Here is a 23,271-nt window from a genome sequence, read left to right as displayed (position 1 = left end):
GCCCGGATGGGGTCCCATCCGAACCGCTTTCAACGGAGCCGATCGCCGCTTCCCTCGAAGGCGAACATCTCCTGGGGTGCCAAGGTCAGGCGGACCGCCTGCTTGGGGTGCGGCCGCTCATCGCCGCGGCACTCGATGGTCATTTCCTCCCCCGTTGTCGTGAGGGCGTGCAGGTAACCGGTCCCGCCGAGTTCCTCGATGAACTCGGCCGTCACGTCCAGGCCGACGCCGCCCTCCCGTTCGCCGAGCGTGATGTGCTCCGGCCTCACCCCGATGAAAATCTCTTCGCCCGCGGCGACACCCGCCCGAGCCGGAATTTCGAACGGAACTCCTGGCGCGTCGTGGAGCTCGATCGTGAGCCTGTCGCCGCCGCCGGGAACGACGCGTGCCTTCAGGAAATTCATCCCAGGCGAGCCGATGAAGCCCGCAACGAACATGTTGTCCGGATTACGATAAAGCTCGAGGGGCGCACCCGTTTGTTGAACGACGCCGGCCTTCAGCACGACGATCCTGTCCGCCAGCGTCATCGCCTCGACCTGATCGTGGGTGACGTAGACCATCGTCGCCCCGATCTGGCGGTGCAGCCGGGCGATCTCCATGCGCATCTTGACCCTGAGCTCGGCATCGAGGTTCGAAAGCGGCTCGTCGAAAAGGAAGACCCGCGGCTCGCGCACGATTGCACGCCCGATTGCGACCCGTTGACGCTGGCCGCCCGAAAGCTGGCTCGGCTTGCTGTTCAGATAGTCCGAGAGCCGAAGGATTTCCGCGGCTGCCTTGACCTTCTGCTCGATCTCCGCCTTCGGCCGGCGGGCGATGGAAAGGCTGAACGCCATATTGTCGAAGACGGAGAGGTGCGGATAAAGCGCATAGGACTGGAAGACCATGGCGACGCCGCGCTTCGATGGCTCCCTGTGGGTGACGTCCTCGGCATCGATCCTGATTTCGCCGCCGGTCGTCTCCTCCAGCCCCGCGATCATGCGCAACAGTGTCGACTTCCCGCAGCCCGAGGGCCCGACGAAGACAGCGAACTCGCCCTGCCCTATTTCGATATCGACATCATGGATCACCTTCACGGCGCCGAACGACTTGCTGACGCCGGTCAATTTGATTCCGGACATTGAACCTCCCCGATAGTGAATTCCGGCCCGGGCGTCACCCGGCCGCCCGGGCCGGAAAGGCTTATGCAGAAGCGACGGACAAAAGGACGAAGTGGTAGGAGCGCGGCGGCAGCGAACCGACCAGCGTCCCCGCATCGTCGATGGCGAGTTCCCTGCCAGCCTTGGGAACGATGCGGTTCTGATCCTCGACCGAGTTACGCGCCTTCAGGTCGTCGCCTGCGAGCATCTGGTGCTCGACGATCTTCACCCCCTTGAAGCCCTGAAGATCGAGGGTGAGGCCGAGCGGCTCGTCGAGGCTGCGGTTGATCGCGAAGACGGCGATCGACTTGCCGTCCTCGTGCAGCACCGCCGACAGGTCGAGATAGGGCACGTCCTGAGCCACCTCGCAATCGTAGGTGGGGCCGGACTGCGCCACGGTGAGCGCGGTGCCGCGGCCGTATTTCGAGGCATATTGAAGCGGATAGTAGATCGACTGCCGCCAGGCGGGGCCGCCGGCCTTGGTGAGGATCGGCGCTATCACATTGACGAGCTGTGCCATGCAGGCGATCTTGACGCGGTCCGATCTCCGGATGAAGACGTTCAGCAGAGAGCCGACGAAGATCGCATCCTCGAGATTGTAGAGCTCTTCCAGCAGCGGCGGCGCTTCCGGCCAGTCCCAGCTGGCAATCCGCTCGCCGTCCTCCTTGCGGTCGTGATACCAGACGTTCCACTCGTCGAAGCAGATCTTGACGTCGCGCTTCGAACGCTTCTTCGCCTTGATGTAGTCGATCACGCCGCCGATCGTGACTATGTACCGGTCCAGCTCGATCGCCTTGGCATAATAATTGAGGGTGTCCTGCTCCTCGTTGCCGAAATATTTGTGCAGCGAGATGTAGTCGACGCTGTCGTAGCTCGCTTCGAGAACCGTCGCCTCCCATTCCGGGTAGGACTTCATCTTGTCGTTCGAGGAGCCGCAGACGACGGTTTCCAGCGTCTTGTCGAAATATTTGAAGGCCTTGCTCACCTCGTTGGCGAGATGGCCGTATTCGGCCGCACTCTTGTGACCGACCTGCCAAGGTCCGTCCATCTCGTTACCGAGGCACCAGATGCGTACATTGTGCGGCTCCTTGTAGCCATGCCTTGCGCGCAGATCGCTCCAATAGGTGCCGCCGGGATGATTGCAGTATTCGAGGAAGTTGCGTGCGTCGTCGAGACCGCGTGAACCGAGGTTCATCGCCAGCATCATCTCGGTACCCGCAAGCTTCGCCCAATCGGCGAACTCGTTGACGCCGACCTGGTTGGTTTCGCGCGTGCGCCAGGCGAGATCGAGGCGCACCGGACGCTCCTCGCGCGGCCCGATACCATCCTCCCAGCGATAGGCGGAAACGAAGTTGCCGCCGGGATAGCGGACGATCGGCATATCGAGATCGCGCACCATATCCAAAACATCGGTTCGAAAGCCGTCCTTATCCGCATTTTCGTGGCCGGGCTCATAGATCCCCGTATAAACGGCACGGCCCATATGCTCCAGGAACGAGCCGTAGACCCGCTTGTCGACGGACGAGATTGTATATTCCCGATTAAGGGTAGCCTTCGCTCGCATGGTGTTTCCTCGTTTATTGAAGTCGATTTTGGACGAAGCTAAATTGTATGATTTTTTATTTCAAGAGTTTTGTTTTGTATCAAAATATCCGATACAGACGCGCGCGCCTCGCTCGATTTTTCGCCCTTGGCCTCGTCTCGCCGCCGCCTGCGGAACGATCCCACGGCCAACCGATTAGACGGCTAAGGGCACCTGCGATTGTGTGGCGCGGCAGCAACTGTCATGATGGAACGGCGCTTCCTCAGCGGGCCTGAGAACTGGACGGAGCATATCGCTCATGGCTTGGTCCTTCAGTATCGGAACGATTGCCGGCACGGTCATTCGCGTGCACGTGACCTTCGCGCTGCTTCTGATCTGGATATGGCTGATGCACTACCGGATCGGCGGCACACCGGCTGCGATGGAGGGGATTGCTTTCATAGTCGCCGTCTTCGTCTGCGTCGTGCTCCACGAGTTCGGCCACATCGCCGCGGCACGCCGTTTCGGGATCAAGACGCCGGACATAACGCTGCTGCCGATCGGCGGCGTCGCCAGACTCGAGCGCATGCCGGAAGAGCCCGGCCAGGAATTCGTAATCGCCATCGCCGGTCCTCTGGTCAATGTGGCGATTGCCGCGGTACTCATCGCCATCCTCGGCAGCTCGGCGGGCATGGAGCAGATAGCGGGCGTCGAAGACCCCCAGAGCGGATTTCTGGCAAGGCTTGCCGGCGTCAATGTTTTCCTCGTGCTCTTCAATATGATCCCCGCCTTCCCGATGGACGGCGGCCGCGTATTGCGGGCCGCACTCGCCTCGCGGCTCAGCTGGTCGCGTGCGACCCAGATCGCCGCAACGATCGGCCAGGGCCTTGCCTTCGTCTTCGGCTTCGTCGGTCTGTTCTACAATCCTCTTCTCATCTTCATCGCCATCTTCGTCTATCTGGCCGCAACGGCGGAAGCCCAGAACGCCCAGATCCGCGAGATCTCCGGCAGCGTGATGATCTCAGACGTGATGATCACCGAATTCGCGACCCTTGACCGGTCGGCGACCATCGACGACGCCATCGACACGCTGCTTGCCACCACGCAGCGCGAATTTCCGGTGGTCGATGCCGCAGGCCACTTCGAGGGATTGCTGACGCGCGACGACATGATCCGCGCTCTGAAGGAAAAAGGCCCGTCGACACCGGTGGTCGCCGCGATGCGCCGCAACCTGCCGACGATCCATCATCGCAAACGCCTCGAGGAAAGCCTGCGGCTCATGCAGGAATCCCATTCGCCGGCCCTCGCCGTCCTGGACGGCTCCGACCGCCTCGTCGGGCTGATGACGCACGAAACGATCGGCGAGATGATGATGGTGCGCGCGGCCGCCCCGGGCCGCTTCCGATTCGGCCACCTGCGGCAGACCGGAAGCCGAGGCTGAGCCCGAAGAATGATGGAACCGAATCGGCGCTCCGGGGTTCGGGCCACAACCCTACGGCGCTGCGCGTCCTGGCGAAACACGCAAGGTCGAGGAACCTGCAGGCAAATCGGATCGACTTAATGCTCGTGACGGTAGAAGTTCTCACGATCGTCCTGGTCGCGATAGCAACGGCACTGGCCCTTGCCCATGCACTCGAGTTGCCCGGCAAATTGCGATTGCCTAGAGAACAATATCTGGCGATGCAGGCAATCTACTATCCGGGCTTCACCATCGGGGGCGCAGCAGAGCCGGCGGCGCTGCTTCTTACTGCCGCTCTCCTCTTCCTTCTGCCCGGCGGGACGGCGGCCTTCTGGCTGACGGCCGGGGCATTCGCCGGGCTGCTGGCGATGCACGCGGCCTATTGGATGTTGACGCACCCCGTAAACAACTTCTGGCTCAAGGATACGCAGTTGGGAGGAACGGGGGCGCGCTTTTTCGCTTTCGGCGCCCCGCGCGCTTCGACGGCCGCGGAAAACGCGGACTGGACCGCCCTGCGGGACCGCTGGGAGCGATCCCATGTCGTACGGGCTGTCCTTGGCCTCGCCAGCCTCGTCTTGCTCGCAACGGCGATAGCTCTCTGAGTACTGCGCTATGTGCCACTGCCAAGGCGCGGTGCCAGCAGGGCGATAGAAATCGACCCGAAACCGAGGACCTTCAACGCGGCGACGGCCATGTGGCCCGTCTCCCATCTGAGGCGTATCGCTTCGAAATCCGGCGGGATCGGGCCTGGTTTCCAGGTGGCCAGGATCGCGTTTGCCGGAGCGACGAGCGTGAACCACGCCGCCAGCCCTCCAGCGAAAAAAGCCGCGCCGGCGAGGGCGAACCAGAACGCCGGCCGCTCATTGGCGAGCAGGTAGGAAAGAAAGCACGCCGCCAGTATCGTCGTGACGTCAAGCGGCCCGCCGACCTTTGCAAAAAGCGCGAACTGGCCGTTGAAGACGGTCGCCTCGCGCCACAGTTCCGGCGCCCAGACGAACAGCCGCGGCGGCGCCTCCAATACATGGGCAAAGGAGGGGCCGAGGCTGAGAGCCGCGAGCAGCAGCGATACCAGGCCTGTAAGATAAACGACCATTTCCCCGCCTTTACGTATGTCATCGGCAGCCTGGCCTACAACTTTGGCGATGGGCAAGTGTTCCATGAAAAAGAGAGACTATGCCGCTCTCGCCGACCTCACGGAATGTTGTTGAGAGCGGCCTCACTGCAGTCGCCGATGTGCCGGTATGATCCCCGGAGAACGGAGATCGATCCATGCACGCGAAGATGCCCGGGGGCCTGTTGGCCGGGTTCCTGCTTCTCCTCGTTCCTGCCCAGGGCTTCGGCCTCGACCTGCCGCGCTCGGGTCATCCGATATTCGACCGTGTCGTCACGCTTGTCGTCGACAACTTTCACGATCCCGCAGCGCTCGACGGCTTCGGCGCAGCGGTGCGGCAGGAACTCGACGGCGGCGACCCGCTGAACGCGAAGAGCACGGAGCCCCGGCTCGACGCTGCGGTCGAGAGAGTCCTCGCGAGCCTGGACGCGTCGCATACCGCTCGCTTCACGCGGGATTCGATTGCCTATTACGAACTCGCCGACATATTCCGCTATGCTATCCGCCACGACATGAAGCGGCTGTTCCCGCCGGATGGCCGGGCCAGCTATGCCGGGGTCGGCATGGTCGCCCGGATGGAAAACGGCCTCCTGTTCGTCAGCGACGTCTATGACGGCTCGCCTGCGGACAAGGCGGGTATCCGGGTGGGCGACGAGGTTCTGTCGGTGGATGGCGCGCCGTATCGCGAAATCGAATCCTTCCGCGACAGGATCGGACAAAAGGTGGAGATACGCCTGCGCCGTAATCGCGACGCACAGCCCTTCACGGCCAGTGTCGCGGTCGAACGGCTGCGGCCCTTGCCCACATTCGAAAAGGCGATCGAGAACAGCGTGTCCGTCAACGAGAGCGATGGGCGACGCATCGGTTATCTGCGTCTTTGGACCCTTTCAAGTCCCGACGGTCTCGACATCGCGGCGCGTGAACTGGCGACCGGCCGTCTCAAGGACGCCGATGGAGTCGTCGTCGATCTGCGCGGACGCTGGGGCGGCGGTCCGCCCGACGCGGCGGAGCTCTTCGTCGGCGATACGCCGAACTTCAGGCTGATCTCCCGCAACGGCAAGGATATGCTCGCCAATGTCCGCTGGCGCCGCCCGATCGTCGCCATCATAGACGAGGGATCGAGAAGCGGCCTCGAACTCTTCGCCTATGCGTTGAAGACCAACGGAATCCCGCTCGTCGGGGCGCGCACGGCGGGGGCGCTTCTCGCAGGCCGCGCCTATATCCTGCCGGACGACAGCATTCTGGAGCTTGCGGTTTCCGACGCGGTGATCGATGAGGGCGTGCGTCTGGAGGGGCGCGGCGTCGAGCCGGACGTAACCGTTCCGTTCCCCCTGCCCTATGCCGACGGACGCGACCCCCAGCGTGAAGCCGCCATGGAAGAGATGCGGCGCATCCTCGCCAAGGGCTGAGCCGGTGAACCGGTTCTTGAATGCGGGCCGCGTCGACCCGCCCTTCCCTCGTCTATTCGCTTTGCCGAAAGTTTCGGATCCGGTCGAAAAGCACCGCGAGCACGATGGCGCCGCCGATGAAGGCGCCCTGCCAGAATGCGTTAATCCCGAGCAAGCCGAGGCTGTTGCGGATCACCTCTATCAGCGCAGCTCCGATCAGGGCGCCGGAAGCCGTGCCGGCACCGCCGGCAAGATTGGCGCCGCCGATGACGGCAGCGGCGATGACCTGAAGCTCCATTCCTGCACCGATATTGGTCGTCACGGCGCCGAGCCAGCCGGTCTGGATGATGCCGGCAATCCCCGCCGCGAGCGCGGAGATCATGTATACGGCAACCTTGATCCTTCTCACCGGAACGCCGGTGAGCGTCGCGGCGTGCTCGTTGCCGCCGATGGCGAAGACGTAGCGGCCGAACTTCGTCCAGCGCAGAACGAAGCCGGTGAGGAGCGCCAGGACGATCATGTAGAGCACCGGATTGGCGATACCGAGGAACCAGGCGCCGCCGCCAAGAGCCAGGAGCGTGTCGTGGTCCGGGCCGAACTCGAATACGACCGTATTGTTGGAGGCAACCATCGCCAGGCTTCGCGCGATCGAGAGCATTCCGAGGGTGATCACGAAAGGTGGAAAGCCGAGATAGGCTATCATGACCCCGTTGAATGCGCCGGCGACCAGCGCTGTGCCGATCGAGGCGGCAATACCCACCTCTATGCCGTAGCCGGCATGCATGACCACGGCCAGCACCATGCTGCACAGGCAGAGGACCGACCCCACCGACAGATCGATGCCGCCGGTAATGATGACCAGCGTCATTCCGAGCGCGATGATCGCGACGAAGGTGAAGTTACGCGTGATGTTGTAGAGGTTTTTGGCCGTTGCGAAGGAGTCGGTGGCAACCGACAGGAAGAGGCAGGCGAGGATGACCGCCACCAGGACCCAGAATGCCTGGCTGGCCAACAGGAACGAGAGCCATCCGCGGTCTCTCTGTCCGACTGCTCGATCGAGCGTAATTGCCATTGTCGACCTTCGCTTTCTTTCCGAATGGTTCACACCTGTTCGATGGCGCCGGTGATCAGGCCCGTCACCTCCTCCGGCGAACTCGCGGCGATCGGCTTGTCGGCAACCTTCCTGCCCCGCCGCATGACGATCACCCGGTCGGCGACGGTAAAGACGTCCGGCATACGGTGGCTGATCAGCACGACGGCGATGCCCCGGTCGCGCAACTCGCGGATCAGGTTCAGCACCTCGGCCACCTGCCGCACCGAAATGGCCGCCGTCGGTTCGTCCATGAGCACGATTTTGGCCTCTGAAAGCATCGTCCGCGCGATTGCAACCGCCTGCCGCTGACCGCCCGACATTTGCCTGACCAGGTTGCGCGGCGGCGTCTCCGACTTCAGTTCTTTGAAAATCTCGCCGGCGCGGCGGTACATCGCCCTGTAATCGAGTATGCGCAGCGGCCCGATGCCGCGCCTGATCTCCCGCCCGAGAAAGACATTCGCGGCAGCCGTGAGGTTGTCGCAAAGCGCCAGATCCTGATAGACGATCTCGATGCCGTGCTGCCGTGCCTCGACCGGGCGATGCATCACGAGTTCCGCACCGTCGAGCCGGATCGTTCCATGACTCGGCCGGAAGTTGCCGGCCATCATCTTGACCAGTGTCGACTTGCCGGCGCCGTTGTCGCCCATGAGCCCGACCACCTCGCCGCGGTCGAGCGAGAGCGACACGTCGCTGACCGCCTGAATGGCGCCGAAATGCTTGGAAATATTGACGAGTTCGAGAACTGCCACAGCCGTCTAGCCTCCCGAAGCAGCGGGCCGCCTCCTCGGTCGCTTGCCCCCGCTCTCGCGCTCTCCCGGCAAGGCGACCGCTTCCATTTACGCAAATGCGCGGGAAAGCGTCAATCAATAGTCCTACAAATCGCTCCGCACACGCTGAAACGCATATTGTCATACAAATAGTCGTTGACGTGCCGTTCGCGCGGATATTAGCTGGTGCTGGGAGGAGAGCATGCTGATCCTTGTCCCCGGGGCACGGACAGGGTCAGGCGGACCTCATCGCGGCGCTGCTTGACGATCCGCGCGCGACCGGCCGCTCTTCAATGCCTCGATGGATCGACGGCTGCGCGACGCCGCCGCCTACCCGAAACTCTGATATTTAAGGCGCGGGCACGCGCGTGTCCGCTTGTTTCAAGGGAGGAAGGAATGAGGAAGGCACTATTGCTTGCCGTTGCCGCTCTGGCACTCAGCGCCGGAACGGCCATGGCCCAGAAGAAACAGCTCGTCATCGTGGTGAAGGGGCTGGACAATCCCTTCTTCGAAGCGATCAACCAGGGTTGCCAGAAGTGGAACAAGGAAAATCCGGACTCGGAATACGAGTGCTTCTACACAGGCCCGGCTTCGACCTCGGATGAGGCCGGCGAGGCGCAGATCGTTCAGGACATGCTGGGCAAGGCTGAAACCGCCGCAATCGCCATCTCGCCATCCAATGCGAAGCTCATCGCCCAGACGTTGAAGACCGCCAATCCATCGGTTCCGGTCATGACCGTGGATGCGGATCTCGCCGCCGAAGACTCTGCCCTGCGCAAGACCTATCTCGGGACCGACAACTATCTGATGGGCTACCGCATCGGCGAGTACATCAAGAAGGCCAAGCCCGATGGCGGCAAGATCTGCACCATCGAGGGCAATCCCGGCGCCGACAACATTCTGCGCCGCGCCCAGGGCATGCGGGACGCCCTGACCGGCCAGAAAGGCCTGGCGGAACTCAAGGGCGAAGGCAACTGGACCGAAGTGGCGGGCTGCCCGGTCTTCACCAATGACGACGGCGCCAAGGGCGTGCAGGCGATGACCGACATCCTTGCCGCCAATCCCGACCTCGATGCTTTCGGGATCATGGGCGGGTGGCCGCTGTTCGGCGCGCCACAGCCCTATCGCGATCTGTTCAAGCCGATGGCCGACAAGATCGCCAAGAACGAATTCGTCATCGGCGCTGCCGACACGATCGGCGAGGAGGTCGCCATCGCCAGGGAAGGATTGGTCACCGCTCTCGTCGGGCAACGGCCATTCGAAATGGGCTACAAGGCCCCGCAGGTCATGCTGGACCTGATCGCCGGCAAACCGGTCGAAGACCCGGTCTTCACCGGCCTCGACGAGTGCACCAAGGAGACCGCGGATACCTGCATCCAGAAATAGCCGGTCGAAGGCCGGCAGCCTGCAGCGCCGCAGGATTGCCGGCCTTCGCACTCCCTGGTTCAGATCTGCCAGTCCGCGTCGAGCGAATAGGCTTTGATGTAGTCGATCTTCATTTCGGACCCGTCTGCGAGACCGTCGCTGGGCGTGCCGGCGATGCCGCCGACCGCCAGGTTGACGAGCATGTACATCGGGTCGTGCATGTCGGAAGGCGTATCGGCGCGCGCGATCGCCGCATCGTCGAAATACCAGACGATCTCTTCTTCCGTCCAAAGCACCCCGTATGTGTGAAACCCGCTCGCATCTGCGACCTTCACCGCATTTTCGATGCTCGTTCTCGAGCCCGTTTCGTTGGAATGCACCGTGGCGATGACAGTATTCGGGTCCTGTCCGCGCATTTCGACGACATCGAGTTCCGGCGGCCAGGAACCGTCGGCGGGCAGCAGCCAGAAGGCCGGCCAGACGCCCTGGTCGTCCGGCATGTCCGCGCGCATTTCGAAATAGCCGTAGGTTTGGGCAAAGGACGAGTAGGTCGTCAGCATTCCGGACGTGTAATCATAGCCGTTGATCTCGGCCTGGATCGCCTCCGACGCCGGCGCGGCCGTGATCGTCAGCACGCCGTTATGGACGGAGAAGGGGTTGACGGAAGCGGTCGGCTCATAGCTCGGATTGATGTACCATTGCTGCTCGCCGTTACTGGAAAGCGTCGCTCCTTTTTCCGGCGCCCACCAGAATTTGGCGTCCCAGACCCCGCTTGTCCCGTTTCTGAGCTGAAGCGTATTGAACTCGTCCGAGAAAGTCTGAGACAGGACGGAGCGGTCGAGGCTCAGCCTGAACTGGTGCGCCTGCAATTCGTCGGCGGTGGTGTTCGCGAATACCAGGCTCTCGCCATCGGCGAGATGGAGCCGGAGATCGGCGCCCTCCTGAGCCACATTGGACAGAATCTGCTCGAACGACGTGAAGCCGTAGCCGTCGAGGCGTACGATGTCGTCATAGTTGAAATCGGTAATCAGGTCGCTTCCGTTGCCTCGCGCAAACACGAAGGTGTCGGCACCGCCCGCGCCGATCAGGACGTCGTTGCCGCCGCGCCCGTCGATCGTCTGCGTTCCCGACGCGCCCTTTATGATGTTGTCCGTATCGTTGCCGAATGCGAAACGACCGCTTCCGGTAACCGTGAGGTTCTCGAAGTTCGCCGGCAGGGTGTAGCTCATCCACGTGCTTATCGTGTCGACGCCCTCGCCGGCCGCTTCCGATGCCCGGTTGATCGACGAATACAGGTAGTAGATGTCGTCGCCCCTGCCGCCGATCATGGTGACGTTCACGGAGCTGTCGCCCCACATGGAATCGTTGCCGGCAGTGCCATGGAGCGTGGGGCCAGAGCCGGTGGCGGAGAACCAAGCAGTCGAACTGCCGCTGTAGTAAAGCGGCGTTCCCACGGCGTTCAATACGGTTTTGCTCATCGAAATGTCTCCGGTTTGATGTTCGGTTTCCTCCGCTCACCCCGGCGCTGATCGCGTCCTCAGGCCTAATCTAGACGGGGCTGCCGTTTTAATAACCCCCAAGAGTTTGGGGGACGGGCGCGGAACAAAGCAGCGATGGCTGCGTTCTTTGAAGTTGGCGGCGGCTGCGGAGGGAACATGCACGGCGCAGAAATTCTACCCAAAACGACGATCGACGATGTCACGACTTCAGAGGCGACCGATTATCGGGCCGTGCTCGACGCACTCGCGGTGCCGGTATACGCGACCGACGCTGAAGGTATCGTCACTTACTGCAACGCCGCGGCCGTGGCCGTTGCGGGGCGCGAGCCGGAGCTCGGCAAGGATCGCTGGTGCGTCAGTTGGCAACTGAGGCGGCCGGACGGCTCGCCTCTTGCGCACGACCAGTGCCCGATGGCGCGCGCATTGAAAGAAGGGCGGCCGATAAGGGGCGAAGAACTGATCGCGGTCCGTCCGGACGGCACCTCGGTCCCGCTTCTCCCGCATCCGACGCCGATCTTCGACGACACGGGCGCATTGACAGGAGCCGTCAATCTTCTCGTGGACCTCAGCGGCGCGAAGGATATGGAGCGCAGTTCCCGCTATCTCGCCGCGATCGTCGAATCTTCCGACGATGCGATCGTCGCGAAGAACCTGGACGGGATCATCACCAGCTGGAACCGCGGCGCGCAGCGGCTTTTTGGCTATACGGCGGAAGAAGTTATCGGCAAGTCGATCACCCTCCTCATACCACCGGAACGTCTGAGCGAGGAGCCCGGCATTCTCGAACGCATTCGTAGAGGCGAACTGGTCGACCATTTCGAGACCAAGCGCCGGCGCAAGGACGGGACTCTCGTCGATATTTCGCTCACCGTTTCGCCCGTCAGGGATGCAACCGGCCGCATCATCGGCGCCTCCAAGATCGCCCGCGACATCACCGAGACGAAAAGCGCGGCAGAGGCATTGGCTGCGCGCTTTCGTGAGCAGGCCGCACTGTATCGTCTGACCGAAAGGGTTCAGCGTACCAAACGGATAGAAGAAGTCTACGAGGCGACACTGGACGCCATCCAGGGCGCGTTGAATTGCGACCGTGCGTCGATTCTGCTTTTCGACGATTCCGGGACCATGCGGTTCGTCGCCGCCCGCGGCCTTTCAGAGCATTACCAGCGCGCTGTCGACGGACACTCCCCTTGGCATACGGGAGCGAACGAACCCGAGCCGATCTTCGTCGAGAATATCGACGAGACGGAAATCTCGCGGGAGCTGAAGGAGAGCATAGTCGGCGAAGGTATTGGCGCGCTCGGCTTCTTCCCGCTCGTCACGGAAGGCAGGCTGATAGGCAAATTCATGACCTATTACGACCGGCCACATCAGTTTGCGGAAACCGAGATCGGCATGGCGCTTACCATCGCGCGGCAACTCGGATTCAGCATTCAGCGCATGAGAGCCGAATATGCGCGGCGCCAGGCGGAAGAGCAGTTGCGCCGCAACGAGGCGAACGAAAGGGCGCGCGCGGCCGAGTTGGCGGCGATCATGGAGGCCGTCCCGGCTTTAATCTGGATGGCGCGCACGCCGGATTGCCGCGTCATCAGCGGCAATAACAGCTCCTACGAGATTTTGCGGCTACCGCACGACAGCAACCTTTCGATGTCGGCGCCTCCCGGCGAGCACCCCACCAACTTCCGCGTTTTCTCGGAAGGGCGGGCATTGTCGCCGGAGGAGATGCCCGTACAAAGGGCGGCGCGCGGCGAAGAGGTGCAGAACTTCGAGGAAGAAATACGCTTCGACGACGGAAGCTCCCGTCATATCTTCGGCAACGCGACTCCGCTGCGCGACGTCACAGGCGAAGTGGTCGGAGCCGTCGCTGCCGCTGTCGACATCACCGGACGCAAGCAGGCCGAGGAGGCGCTCCAGGAAAGCGAACGGCGCCTGCAGCTCGCACTGGATGCCGGACATATGGGCGCCTGGGAGTGGAACCTCGAAACGGGTGAGGTGATCTGGTCGCCGGGGCTGGAGGCGCTTCACCGTATCGAGCCCGGATCGTTCGGTGGAACGCTGGCCGACTTCAAGCGCGACATACACCCGGACGATCTTCCCTTGATCGAGCGCGAGATGGCCAGGGCGATCGAGGAAGAGGGAGACTACCACGTCGTGTACCGTGCTCAGCTCCCCGACGGGACTACCCGGTGGATCGAGGCTTTCGGACAGCTTTCGCCGCGCAACGGCCCCAAAAGGCGTTTGATCGGCGTCTGCATGGACATCACGGAGCGCAGGGAGGCCGAAGCGCAGCGCAATCTCCTCGTCGCCGAGCTCAGCCACCGCGTGAAGAACACGCTGGCGATCGTCGGCTCGATCGCACGACAGACCTTCTCGACCAATCCGGACGCCACCGCGGCGCACCGTTCCTTCGATGCGCGCATAAGGGCGCTCGCGCAGACGCATACGCGCCTGGCGGAGGCGAGCTGGTCTGGAGTTTCCCTGAAGACCGTGCTGTTCGACGAACTGGCACCCTATCAGGACGACGGCAGGACCAACGTGACCCTTGCGGGGCCGCCGGCGATGTTGCCGCCCAAGCATGCGCTCACCCTCGGCATGGCGGCGCACGAGCTTGCAACCAATGCCGCGAAACACGGGGCACTCTCCGTCAAGAGCGGAAAAGTCGATATCGAATGGATGATCGACGTGGCAAGTGAGCGGCTGCGGATATGCTGGAGCGAGACGGGCGGACCGGCGGTTGTTGCGCCCAAGCACAACGGTTTCGGGCGTCTGTTGCTCGAGCGGGTCCTCGCCTCTGATCTTGGCGGTGAAGTGCATCTCGAGTTTGCGCCGCAAGGGCTGGTTTGTACGATCGACGTTCCTTATCCGCGCGGAGCTCCGGGATGAACCCCGGCGACCGATGCCGTGTGCTCGTCGTCGAGGACGAGTTTCTTGTCGCGCTTCAGATTGAAGACGATCTCGTCGCGGCGGGCTATTCGGTGATCGGCCCATTCACGAGCCTCGCACAGTCGATTTCCGCAGTCCGCGCACACCCGTTCGATATCGCGACCCTTGATCTGAACCTACGAGGCGAGTTCGCCTATCCACTTGTCGATGAACTCATGGAGCGCGAGGTGCCGGTGCTTCTGTTGACCGGTTACACCGTGTTTGACTTGCCTGAACGATTTCGTGCCCTGCCTCGCCTGGCAAAACCCTTCAACGGCACGCAGCTCATCCAGAAGATAAGAGGCCTTCACCCATTTCATGGCAGCCCGGCCGGCGTATGAGCCGGCCGGGCCAGATTTCAACGGGTCACGGTGCTGAGCGCTTCCGGCAGAGGGTGGCGGAACCGCGCACCTCGTTCTGCCGATCTCACATTTCCGTGGGCAGGAAATGGGAAAGCGGCACCTGCAGTGCGCCGGCGACGCGCTTGAGCTTCGCCGGGCTGAACTCCGTGCCGTTCTCGATATCGTTGATTTCGACGACGGCGAGGCCGCAGGTGACCGCGAGATCCTCGATGCTGTAGCCGACCGCTTCACGCGCGGCCTTGACGCGAGCGGCGATGTCGCCGTTGGGCATCGGAGCGGCTTCCTTGTCGCCAATGTTGGAGGGTGAAATAGACATAAATGTCTCCTTCTCTTGGCATGAAAATTCTTACGAATTTTGCTGTTGAGTACGGGTCGACACGCGTCACTGCATGCCCCCTGAACCGCAATTCAAGGGAAAAGACATGCAACAGATAAAAGTGCTGCAGCAACCTTTGTGCGCGTGAGACGCGCGGCGCTGCAGGACGGCGGTAACGTTTTATGTCATCGCTGTAACATGGACAAGCCGAAATCGCTCTTGTGCACCGGAAGCGCCAGTCCAGCACCGGAATGTCGCTTTCGGCATCGTGGGGTTGCGATGTCCCGATTCGGCGACCGGGCCGAGAACCGTGCTCAATATTGCTGACGACGGGCAAATGTCCGGCGGCGATAACGGTCAGGCCTCGTAGATCACAAAAGTTTACTGTATAGCCGGTGGGACCTTTCAGGTACTTCCCATGCGACAGTTGCAGAAGAAAATCTCGAATACATTCAAAGGGTCGCACGTCGCGGCTGCATGCTCAGCGATGCCGTTCGGGAAACGGGTGGGGTCCGACTGTCTAGGAACGGATCAAAATCCGGTTTTCAGGCGGCGCCGTTGTCCATACATTGAGCAGTATGGGGATTTCTAATTTAGCTCTATTACAGATTTTTAACGGCCTATTTGCTTCGTACCGACTGTTGCTCGGCACTGAATCTCCACTTGGCGGACCGCCGCCGCCGAGCATGAAACCGGGCGCTGCCATACGGCACTTGCCCCGGCCGGCAGATTGTTCAAGCCACAGAGGCGACCGTAAACACAACGTCCCGGATCTTTTCCGTTCGCGCTTTTCGCGGATTAGACTGGGATGCCGTGTGCGCCGAGGAGAAATTGGAGATGAAGAACCAAACCGGCAATGAGGCTCAGGCCCGAACGTCCACCGCCCCACCGGAAGGCAGCAGTATCTGGCAGCAGTTCGAGATGATGCGGCACGCCTTCGTCGACTCGCCGGTTTTGAAGCCTATCCTGTGGCTCGCGGCCGGCAGCTTCACCATAATCATCGTCACGGCCATCGGGCAGATCGTTCTCAATCGCTGGTACCGGCCCTTCTTCGACGCGATCGAGCGGCGTGATCTCAACAGCTTCTTCTATCAGCTCATGCTGTTCGTCCTGCTCGCCGGCGTCCTTCTGGTGTTCAACGTCGCCCAGCAATGGCTCAATCAGATGGTGCGCTTGAAGCTGCGCGAAGGGTTGACATTGGACTTGATCGGCCAGTGGATGCGGCCGCGACGTGCCTTCCGACTGGCCAATGCCGGCACGATCGGCGTGAACCCGGATCAGCGCATGCAGGAGGATGCCGGACACCTTGCCGATCTCACGACCAGCCTCGGATTCGGGCTTTTGCAATCGTCGATCTTGCTCATTTCGTTCGTTGGCGTCCTCTGGTCCCTTTCAGCGGGCTTTGCCTTCCAGATCGGCGAACGGTCGCTGGAAATTCCGGGCTACATGGTGTGGGCTGCAATCCTCTACGCCGGCTCCGCATCGTGGCTGAGCTGGCTCGTCGGCCGCCGGCTGATCGTTCTGAACGGCGAGCGCTACGCCCGCGAGGCCGATCTTCGCTTCTCGATGATGCACGCCAACGAGCATATCGACGGTATCTCGCTTGCGGGCGGCGAGGCTGGAGAGCGACGGCGTCTGCAACTCGACCTCTCCTCCGTGCTCGACGCCACGCGCAACATATTCCGAGCCGAAATCAATCTTGCCTGGGTTCAGGACGGCTATGGCTGGGTCACGGTCGTCGCGCCCATTCTGGTTGCGGCGCCCGTCTATTTCGCGGGAAACATCAGCTTCGGCGGCCTGATGATGGCGGTGGGGGCGTTCAATCAGGTGCATTCGTCGCTGAAATGGTTCGTCGCCAATGTGAGCGCGATAACGGACTGGCGCGCAACGCTGCTGCGCGTTGCCGCCTTCCGCCGCGCGCTGATCACCGCAGACACGCTGCATGGCGACGAAAAGCGTATCGACTTCGTCGAGAACGACACTGCCACCATGACGTTCGAGAACCTCGAGGTGGTCTCCCGCTCGGGGCGAACCAGGCTGGCAGAGTCTCGTATCGAGATCGCCCCCGGTCAACGGGTCAACATCATCGGCGATCCGCGTGCCGGGAAGACGCTGGTCTTCCGCGCGCTCGCCGGGCTCTGGCCCTGGGGAAGCGGTCGCGTGGGAATGCCTGCCGGCGAAACCGTGGCCTTCATTCCTCGCGCGCCTTATTTCCCCCGCGGCCGGCTGCGCGACGCCCTTGCCTATCCGCACGCCGACAGTTTTCCCGACAAAGTGCTCGTGACTGCGCTTTCGAAGGTCGGGCTCGACCACCTTGCGACTTCGCTCGATCGCGAGGCCCGTTGGGAACGCGAACTCGGCGACGACGAGCAGCGCCTCCTGGCCTTCGCCCGGCTTCTCGTGCAGAAACCCCGCTGGGTCGTCATCGACGAAGCGCTGGAGACCATGGACGCCGATGCCCTGAAACGGGCACTTTCGATCTTCGAGGCCGACCTGCGGGAGACCGCGGTAATCAAGATCGGCCGAACGCCGCGGAACGGAGTGCAGTTCTCTCGCGTGCTCCATCTCGTCAAGGACGCCGAAGGCCCGGCCCTGAAGCCGGTTCGCCTCGGCGGTGGCGTTTCGGGCCTGGAGGTGGCCGCACGCGGTGCGCCTTGAAGTCGGGTCAGCGTGTTGCGGCCTGACCAGACACGTGACTGCTGCTTCAAACGCCCCGCCTGTTGCCCCAGATGAGGACATGCAGTTGCGGCAGGACCCGCGCCCCGAACCACCGGTCTGCAACGACCCTGTCGACCAACCAGCGCATCCGCTCCATCACGCCGTCGATATCGATCGGCGCGTCCGCCTGGTCCGCGGGCGGCGGCGTATGATTGCCGGGCTGCAGATAGACGGGCAGATCCGGCTGGCGCGCGGCGGCGGCCCGCGCATAGGCATAATCCGTCTCGTCGAAGACCACGAACTTCAACACCGTCTGCGGCTTGCTCCCAGCACTGCGGCGACAGTCGTCCAAGGCTTCCCAGTCGGTCTCCATCCCGCTCGAGGGCGGCTTGGGACTGAGCACCAGAACGTCGAGAGCGGCGAACCAGTCGCGGGCAAGCGAACCTTGCGTTTCCAGCGCAAATCGATAGCCCTTTTCGAGCCCGCGGGCGATCAGATCGCCGAACGGCTGTATTGCCGGGTTGCCGCCCGATAGCGACACCATCACAGCTTCTCCGCCCGAAAGCCGAACGATTTCCTGCCAGACCTCCTCGGTCGACATCTTTTGCCATTCATGCCGGTAGCTGCTGTCGACGGCATGGAGGCTGTCGCACCAGGAACAACGGAAATCGCAGCCGCCGCTCCTGACGAATACCGTCGGCAGGCCGATCAGCACCCCCTCCCCCTGGATCGTCGGTCCGAAGATCTCGCTAACGCGGATTTCGTCGGATCGGGTGTGGATCATGGGCGATACTCCGCCCAGGTCTTTGCCGTCTCGCTGACGCGAACGGCCGTCGTCTCGGGTAGCCGGGCTCTGCACCATTCGTAGAAATGCTGCGCCAGGCATTCCGCCGTCACCCGATCGTGCCCGAGCACGTCGTTCAGATGGCGGTGGTCGAAGCACTCGTCGATATATTGCTTCAGCGGTGCGAGCTCGTGATAGTCGCGCACGAATCCGTGCTCGTTCAGCCTTTCGCCGGAAAGCTCGACCTCGACGATGTAGTTGTGCCCATGCAGTCGGGCGCATTGATGCTCGGCCGGAAGGCTCTTCAGCTGGTGCGAGGCGGAGAAATGGAATTCCTTGGTGATGCGGAACATCATTTCACCTCTTCGGCAACGAAGGAGCCGGTCGCCGCGACCCAGAAAAGCGGATCGTCGTACTCCGTCGGATCAGGGACACCCGCGAGGTAAAAGGCTTCGCGCCGTTCGACACAGGTACCGCAGCGCCCGCAATGGTGGGCGCCGCCCTTGTAGCAGGACCATGTCTCGGCAAAGGGCGTGCCGTGCCTGGCTCCGTCCGCTACGATGTCGGCCTTGGCGACGTTCACATAGGGCGCATAGAGCGCAACATCCGCATATCCGTCGAGCGCGCGGTTCTGCATCGCCTGGAAAGCGTCGATGAAACCCGGCCGGCAATCGGGATAGATGAAGTGGTCGCCGCCATGCACGGCGGTCGCGACTGCATCCGCCTTGCCGGCTGCAGCGACGCCGAAGGCGATGGCAAGCATGATGGCGTTGCGGTTCGGCACCACCGTCGCCTTCATCGTCTCTTCGGCATAGTGCCCGTCCGGCACGTCCAAATCGTCGGTCAGCGCCGATCCGGTGAGGTGGCGGCCGATTTCGCGGATGTCGATGATCTGGTGCGGGACGCCGAGGCGCATGGCGCAGGCGGCGGCGAAATCCAGTTCCTTACGGTGCCGTTGGCCGTAATCGAACGACAGGAGGCCGGAAAGCGACTGTTCAGCCGCGACCTTGTGCGCAAGCGAAACGGAATCCAATCCGCCGGAGCAGATTACAATTGTCTTCATGACAGGTGTCCTTGTTTTGACCGGGTAGGCTGCGACCGGAGTTCTACTGCGCGCCTTCTAGGCCATAGAGGACTGTTTGTGAATGGCCGACCGGTATGGAAGGAACGGATTGTCCAACGGCCAAAAATCAAAAACTGAGCCACAGGGCTCCCCCCGGGAGCAAGCACTGTCAGTTTGTTGAAAAGGGTTGCCCGAAAACCAAGGGCACAAAACGAACCGCATGCCAGCCCGGTTCCATTCGCAAGCGCCGCTCGGACCTATGCACGCGCCGAACCGACAAAGGTCCGATCGTCTTCCAGACTATGTGCCGGCATCCCTTCGGTCCGAAGTCCCGGCCCGGAACACGTTACGCGGGTTTGGGTTGGTAGGCAGGTTGCAGCCTCAAGGACATCAACGTCAGGAAAGGAACTCCAATGCGGTATTTCATCAGGACGGCCCTCGCGGCGGGCCTTCTCGCGGGCACCACCCTCGGCGCGTTCGCGCAATCGAGTACAACGATCGGCACCGGCGGCACCAGCGCCGGCGGCGGGACCTCAAGCAGCACCGTCGGAACGGGCGGAAGTTCGGCTGGTGGCGGTTGCGATCCGAACACCAGCGATTGCCAGTCCGGCTCTGCATCGACGCTCGGAACGGGCGGATCTTCGGCCGGCGGCGGTACGTCAAGCAGCTCGGTCGGGACGGGCGGATCGGCCGCCGGCTCGGGTAGCGCCGGCTCCGCTTCGACCCTTGGCACCGGCGGCTCGTCCGCGGGCGGCGGAAGCTCCAGCAGCTCCGTTGGAACCGGTGGTTCAGCCGCTGGATCGGGTGGCGGAACATCGGATGAGACCACCGGCAGTGTCCAGGGCGATGAAAACAGCGCCCGCGACGCCGCCCAGGATGATGAGAGCAACAAGAATTGTCCTCCTGGCCTCGCCAAGCAGGACGCCTCCAAGGGCAACAAACCGTCCTGCTGACGTCAACTCGGCTGGCTTCGGAGCGCCCTCCGAAGCCAGCGTTCTTCAAAAAGGAGGAGCTCCGATGACCTCCAGTTCATTTTTAATCCCGGCTGTCACGGCACTGTTCGCGGCTGCTATGGTCGCCCCGGACCATGCCGTGGCGAAAGAGATCAAACTCGACGACGGTTCGACATGCATGGTCATCGAACAAGAACAGTCGGAAGGGGGCGGCGTTTCGTCGTCGGTCACAGCGGGGTCTGGCAGCGTATCCTCGTCCACGACGGTTGGCGGCGGCACGGCAGCGAGCGGTGGGTCTGCCAGCAGCAGTTCCGCATCGTCGGCGACGAGCGGATCCTCCGGCGGAGAGAGCTTTGCGACCGCGAGCGTGACCCGCCCCGACGGCACCACCATTACGCGCCGGTCGAATGGAACCTGCGCAATCATCCAGCCGAAGAAGTGAAAGGAGCTGTGATGCTTCGAAGAACGATACTTGCAATTTCCGTCGTGATGTCGGCATCGGCTGCCTTCGTACCAGCGTACGCTCAGGACTGCGATGTCGCCGGAACTGTCGGATCTGGCGGAAGTGCCGCGGCCGGCGGCACCTCAGCCAGCACGTTGGGAACGGCCGGCACATGCAGAACCGATGACGGAACGACATCGTCGATCGGCGTCGGCGGAAGCGCAGCAACCTCGCAAGGAAAGGCAAAGAGCCAGACGAAGGTAAACGAGAATCCCTCCCAGCTGCAGGGACAGTCCAAGGCTCAGGCCATGGACAAAGGAACGTTCAGCAAGTCACAGACCAAGACCAAGGTTACGGACGACGGACTGCAGAGCCGGACGAAGACCATGTCCCACGTTCCGGGCGAGAAGCCGACCAAAAGCACGACGAATACGTTGATTCCCTTGCCGCAAGAGTGACTGCGGCATTCGGACCTCAGGCTGGCCCAAGTCCTTGTAACTCGTTGAAAATTGGCGGCCCTGCCCGCCGATCCGTGCGCCTGTCTACACGACCGGTCGATCGCCGCATCTTTGCTCGCAGCGGTCGACCGGCCGTTTGCCCGGGCTTGTGGCCTCATCCCTCGCTGAGAATGAGCCCCTTCGTCAGCTCCAGCGCCTGTCTTTCGAAGAGACTGCGATAGATGCCACCCTTGACGCGGATGAGCGCCCCGTGATCGCCTTCTTCCGCAATGCGGCCCCGATCGAAGACCAGCAGCCGGTCCAGCGCACGCACCGTGGAAAGCCGATGTGCGACCACGAGCGTGGTGCGCCCCGTCATCAGTCGCTCCATCGCCTGCTGGATCAGCACCTCGGACTCCGAATCGAGGCTCGACGTCGCCTCGTCCAGAATGAGGATGGGTGCATCCGCCAGGAAGGCGCGGGCAATCGCCACCCGCTGGCGCTCGCCGCCGGAGAGCTTCACGCCACGTTCGCCGACCAGCGTCCCATAGCCCTTGGGCAAGGCGGCGATGAAGTCATGCGCGCTGGCAAGCCTTGCCGCCTCCTCGATGTCGCGTTGCGTCGCTCCCGGCCGTGCATAGGCGATATTCTCGGCAAGCGAGCGGTGAAACAGGATCGGCTCCTGCTGCACGATGGCGATCTGCTGGCGCAGCGACGCCTGGGTGAAGTCGGCGATATTCTGTCCGTCGATGCGGATCTCGCCGGCATTCAGATCATGGAGCCGCTGGATCAGCTTGATGAACGTCGTCTTGCCGGAACCGGAATGCCCGACGAGACCGACACGCTCGCCGGCCGCGATATTGACCGAGAATCCCTCGTAAAGGGGTGCGCGATGGGCCCCGTAGTGAAACGTCACATCGCGGAACTCGATCTCGCCCTCGGTGATGCGGATGGGCTTTGCGCCCGGCCGGTCCTCGACGCCGAGCGTCTGACCGTGGATGGCGACGAGCTCCTCCATGTCGTTGATCGACCGCTGCAGGTTGCGGATGTGCATCCCCACCTCCCGCAGATAACCCTGCAGGATGAAGAACGAGGTGAGCACGAACGTTATGTCGCCTGCGGTCGCCTGCCCTCTCGCCCACAGCAGGAGGGCAAAGCCGATCACCGCCGCGCGCAGGACGAGCAGCATTGCGCCCTGCGCCGTACCGTTGAGCGTGCCGCGCGACCAGGTACGGCGCGTCCGGTTCTCCCATTTGCGGAGAACCTTGGCGAGACGCGCGTCCTCGCGCCCTTCCGCACCGAAGGCCTTTACGACGGTATTGCAGCTGACCGCATCGGCGAGCGCCCCGCCAAGCCGTGTGTCCCAGCTGTTGGCAAGGCTCGCCATCGGCGCCACATAGCCGAGTGACAGGGAAACGGTAACGGCGATGAAGGCGATCGAGCCGAGACCGATGATCACCCCCATCATCGGCCAGTACCAGGCCATCAGCGCCGTGGACCCGACCAGCATGACGATAGAAGGGAAAAGCGCGACGAGAAGCGTATCGTTCAAGAGATCGAGCGCCCACATGCCGCGCGTCACCTTGCGGACCGTGGAACCGGCGAAGCTGTTGGCATGCCAGTCACTGGAGAACCGCTGGATGTGATGAAAGGCGGCAGCGGCGATATCCGACATCATCTTCAGCGTGAGGCTGACGATACCCATGAAGGTCACATGCCTGAGGATGATGGCTCCGAACGACAGGGCCATCAACATCATGAAGGCCGCCATCGCCGCGTTCCAGGCAACCTCGTCGCTCGCCGCACCTGAAATCACCGCGTCGACCAGCCGGCCGGAGTAGAGCGGCGTAAGCACATCGGCGAGCGTCGAAAGCAGCACGGTTGACAGTAGAGCCGCGAGCCGCACCGGCTGCTTCTTCCAATGGGCCCAGGAGAATCGAAAAACGCTACGGAAGGCGCGGTTGCGCGCCGTGAAACGAGTAAATGCCATAGGTGTT

Annotated in this window: 21 protein-coding genes; 10 read left to right on the top strand and 11 right to left on the bottom strand. The window is 62.6% G+C overall.

The window, feature by feature from the left end:
• Window positions 1-29 precede the first annotated feature (29 nt).
• Both BHD07_RS14275 and arfA read right to left on the bottom strand, forming a co-directional pair.
• Window positions 30-1,118, bottom strand: coding sequence for an ABC transporter ATP-binding protein (locus BHD07_RS14275; RefSeq protein WP_275599075.1), 1,089 nt, complete (start codon window positions 1,116-1,118; stop codon window positions 30-32).
• 61 nt (window positions 1,119-1,179) lie between these two features.
• Window positions 1,180-2,700 carry an arabinosylfuranosidase ArfA gene (arfA, locus tag BHD07_RS14270; RefSeq protein ID WP_338281042.1) on the bottom strand — a complete coding sequence of 507 codons (1,521 nt, stop codon included), beginning with the start codon at window positions 2,698-2,700 and terminating at the stop codon, window positions 1,180-1,182.
• A 277-nt stretch (window positions 2,701-2,977) separates the two neighbouring features.
• On the opposite strand from arfA, the gene BHD07_RS14265 reads away from it, so the two are divergent.
• Both BHD07_RS14265 and BHD07_RS14260 read left to right on the top strand, forming a co-directional pair.
• Window positions 2,978-4,099, top strand: coding sequence for a site-2 protease family protein (locus BHD07_RS14265; protein WP_275599074.1), 1,122 nt, complete (start codon window positions 2,978-2,980; stop codon window positions 4,097-4,099).
• Window positions 4,100-4,218: 119 nt separating this feature from the next.
• A complete protein-coding gene (locus BHD07_RS14260; RefSeq protein ID WP_338281039.1) occupies window positions 4,219-4,719 on the top strand; it encodes an anthrone oxygenase family protein in 501 nt (166 codons plus the stop codon).
• A gap of 8 nt (window positions 4,720-4,727) precedes the next feature.
• Here BHD07_RS14260 and BHD07_RS14255 read toward each other — a convergent pair whose 3' ends face one another.
• Window positions 4,728-5,210 carry a DUF1772 domain-containing protein gene (locus BHD07_RS14255; RefSeq protein WP_338281037.1) on the bottom strand — a complete coding sequence of 161 codons (483 nt, stop codon included), beginning with the start codon at window positions 5,208-5,210 and terminating at the stop codon, window positions 4,728-4,730.
• Between the two features lie 176 nt (window positions 5,211-5,386).
• Here BHD07_RS14255 and BHD07_RS14250 point away from each other — a divergent pair, with 176 nt between their 5' ends.
• Window positions 5,387-6,637, top strand: a complete 1,251-nt coding sequence (locus tag BHD07_RS14250) for a S41 family peptidase (RefSeq protein WP_338281036.1) — start codon at window positions 5,387-5,389, stop codon at window positions 6,635-6,637.
• A gap of 52 nt (window positions 6,638-6,689) precedes the next feature.
• On the opposite strand, the gene BHD07_RS14245 is transcribed toward BHD07_RS14250, so the two are convergent.
• Window positions 6,690-7,688, bottom strand: a complete 999-nt coding sequence (locus BHD07_RS14245) for an ABC transporter permease (protein ID WP_004434515.1) — start codon at window positions 7,686-7,688, stop codon at window positions 6,690-6,692.
• A gap of 29 nt (window positions 7,689-7,717) precedes the next feature.
• Entirely contained in the window at window positions 7,718-8,458 is a 741-nt protein-coding gene (locus BHD07_RS14240) for an ATP-binding cassette domain-containing protein (RefSeq protein ID WP_018097000.1), read from the bottom strand.
• 414 nt (window positions 8,459-8,872) lie between these two features.
• Between BHD07_RS14240 and BHD07_RS14235 the strand changes: the two genes are divergently transcribed.
• A complete protein-coding gene (locus BHD07_RS14235; RefSeq protein ID WP_004434499.1) occupies window positions 8,873-9,862 on the top strand; it encodes a sugar-binding protein in 990 nt (329 codons plus the stop codon).
• 59 nt (window positions 9,863-9,921) lie between these two features.
• Here the strand turns inward: BHD07_RS14235 and exsH are convergent, their stop codons facing one another.
• On the bottom strand, window positions 9,922-11,319 hold the full coding sequence (exsH, locus tag BHD07_RS14230; protein WP_100670347.1) for an endo-1,3-1,4-beta-glycanase ExsH: 1,398 nt from the start codon (window positions 11,317-11,319) through the stop codon (window positions 9,922-9,924).
• Window positions 11,320-11,496: 177 nt separating this feature from the next.
• Between exsH and BHD07_RS14225 the strand changes: the two genes are divergently transcribed.
• Window positions 11,497-14,220 (top strand): PAS domain S-box protein, encoded by a 2,724-nt coding sequence (locus tag BHD07_RS14225; RefSeq protein WP_338281016.1) that lies wholly within the window; start codon window positions 11,497-11,499, stop codon window positions 14,218-14,220.
• The gene (locus BHD07_RS14220) at window positions 14,217-14,600 is read left to right on the top strand and encodes a response regulator (protein WP_338281014.1); all 384 of its coding nucleotides are present in this window, start codon (window positions 14,217-14,219) and stop codon (window positions 14,598-14,600) included. The genes BHD07_RS14225 and BHD07_RS14220 overlap by 4 nt, the downstream gene beginning before the upstream one ends.
• An 85-nt stretch (window positions 14,601-14,685) precedes the next feature.
• On the opposite strand, the gene BHD07_RS14215 is transcribed toward BHD07_RS14220, so the two are convergent.
• Entirely contained in the window at window positions 14,686-14,937 is a 252-nt protein-coding gene (locus tag BHD07_RS14215) for a helix-turn-helix domain-containing protein (protein ID WP_018097005.1), read from the bottom strand.
• 837 nt (window positions 14,938-15,774) lie between these two features.
• On the opposite strand from BHD07_RS14215, the gene BHD07_RS14210 reads away from it, so the two are divergent.
• Complete coding sequence (locus BHD07_RS14210) at window positions 15,775-17,595, top strand: ABC transporter ATP-binding protein/permease (protein ID WP_338281011.1); 1,821 nt, start codon at window positions 15,775-15,777, stop codon at window positions 17,593-17,595.
• A 46-nt stretch (window positions 17,596-17,641) separates the two neighbouring features.
• Here the strand turns inward: BHD07_RS14210 and queE are convergent, their stop codons facing one another.
• Genes queE through queC form a run of 3 tightly spaced genes read right to left on the bottom strand, consistent with a single transcriptional unit; the run spans window position 17,642 to window position 19,442 of the window.
• Window positions 17,642-18,379 carry a 7-carboxy-7-deazaguanine synthase QueE gene (gene queE / locus BHD07_RS14205; protein ID WP_127712266.1) on the bottom strand — a complete coding sequence of 246 codons (738 nt, stop codon included), beginning with the start codon at window positions 18,377-18,379 and terminating at the stop codon, window positions 17,642-17,644.
• Window positions 18,376-18,732: a 6-carboxytetrahydropterin synthase QueD gene (queD, locus tag BHD07_RS14200; RefSeq protein WP_026168810.1), complete on the bottom strand. Its 357-nt coding sequence runs from the start codon at window positions 18,730-18,732 to the stop codon at window positions 18,376-18,378. Before queD ends, queE begins: the two co-directional genes overlap by 4 nt.
• On the bottom strand, window positions 18,732-19,442 hold the full coding sequence (queC, locus tag BHD07_RS14195) for a 7-cyano-7-deazaguanine synthase QueC (RefSeq protein WP_338281008.1): 711 nt from the start codon (window positions 19,440-19,442) through the stop codon (window positions 18,732-18,734). The genes queD and queC overlap by 1 nt, the downstream gene beginning before the upstream one ends.
• A 413-nt stretch (window positions 19,443-19,855) precedes the next feature.
• Between queC and BHD07_RS14190 the strand changes: the two genes are divergently transcribed.
• The 3 genes from BHD07_RS14190 (at window position 19,856) to BHD07_RS14180 (ending at window position 21,295) form a co-directional block, all read left to right on the top strand.
• Complete coding sequence (locus BHD07_RS14190; RefSeq protein WP_018097010.1) at window positions 19,856-20,395, top strand: hypothetical protein; 540 nt, start codon at window positions 19,856-19,858, stop codon at window positions 20,393-20,395.
• A gap of 64 nt (window positions 20,396-20,459) precedes the next feature.
• Entirely contained in the window at window positions 20,460-20,837 is a 378-nt protein-coding gene (locus tag BHD07_RS14185; protein ID WP_338281005.1) for a hypothetical protein, read from the top strand.
• A gap of 11 nt (window positions 20,838-20,848) precedes the next feature.
• Window positions 20,849-21,295 (top strand): hypothetical protein, encoded by a 447-nt coding sequence (locus BHD07_RS14180; protein ID WP_338281003.1) that lies wholly within the window; start codon window positions 20,849-20,851, stop codon window positions 21,293-21,295.
• A gap of 154 nt (window positions 21,296-21,449) precedes the next feature.
• Here the strand turns inward: BHD07_RS14180 and BHD07_RS14175 are convergent, their stop codons facing one another.
• A complete protein-coding gene (locus tag BHD07_RS14175; protein ID WP_338281001.1) occupies window positions 21,450-23,264 on the bottom strand; it encodes an ABC transporter ATP-binding protein in 1,815 nt (604 codons plus the stop codon).
• Window positions 23,265-23,271: the final 7 nt, after the last annotated feature.

This window comes from Sinorhizobium sp. KGO-5 (genome assembly GCF_036245905.1).
Lineage (GTDB): Bacteria > Pseudomonadota > Alphaproteobacteria > Rhizobiales > Rhizobiaceae > Sinorhizobium > Sinorhizobium meliloti_A.
The sequence above is the reverse complement of the archived record's forward strand: the minus strand, read 5'-3'. Positions and strand labels throughout refer to the sequence as shown.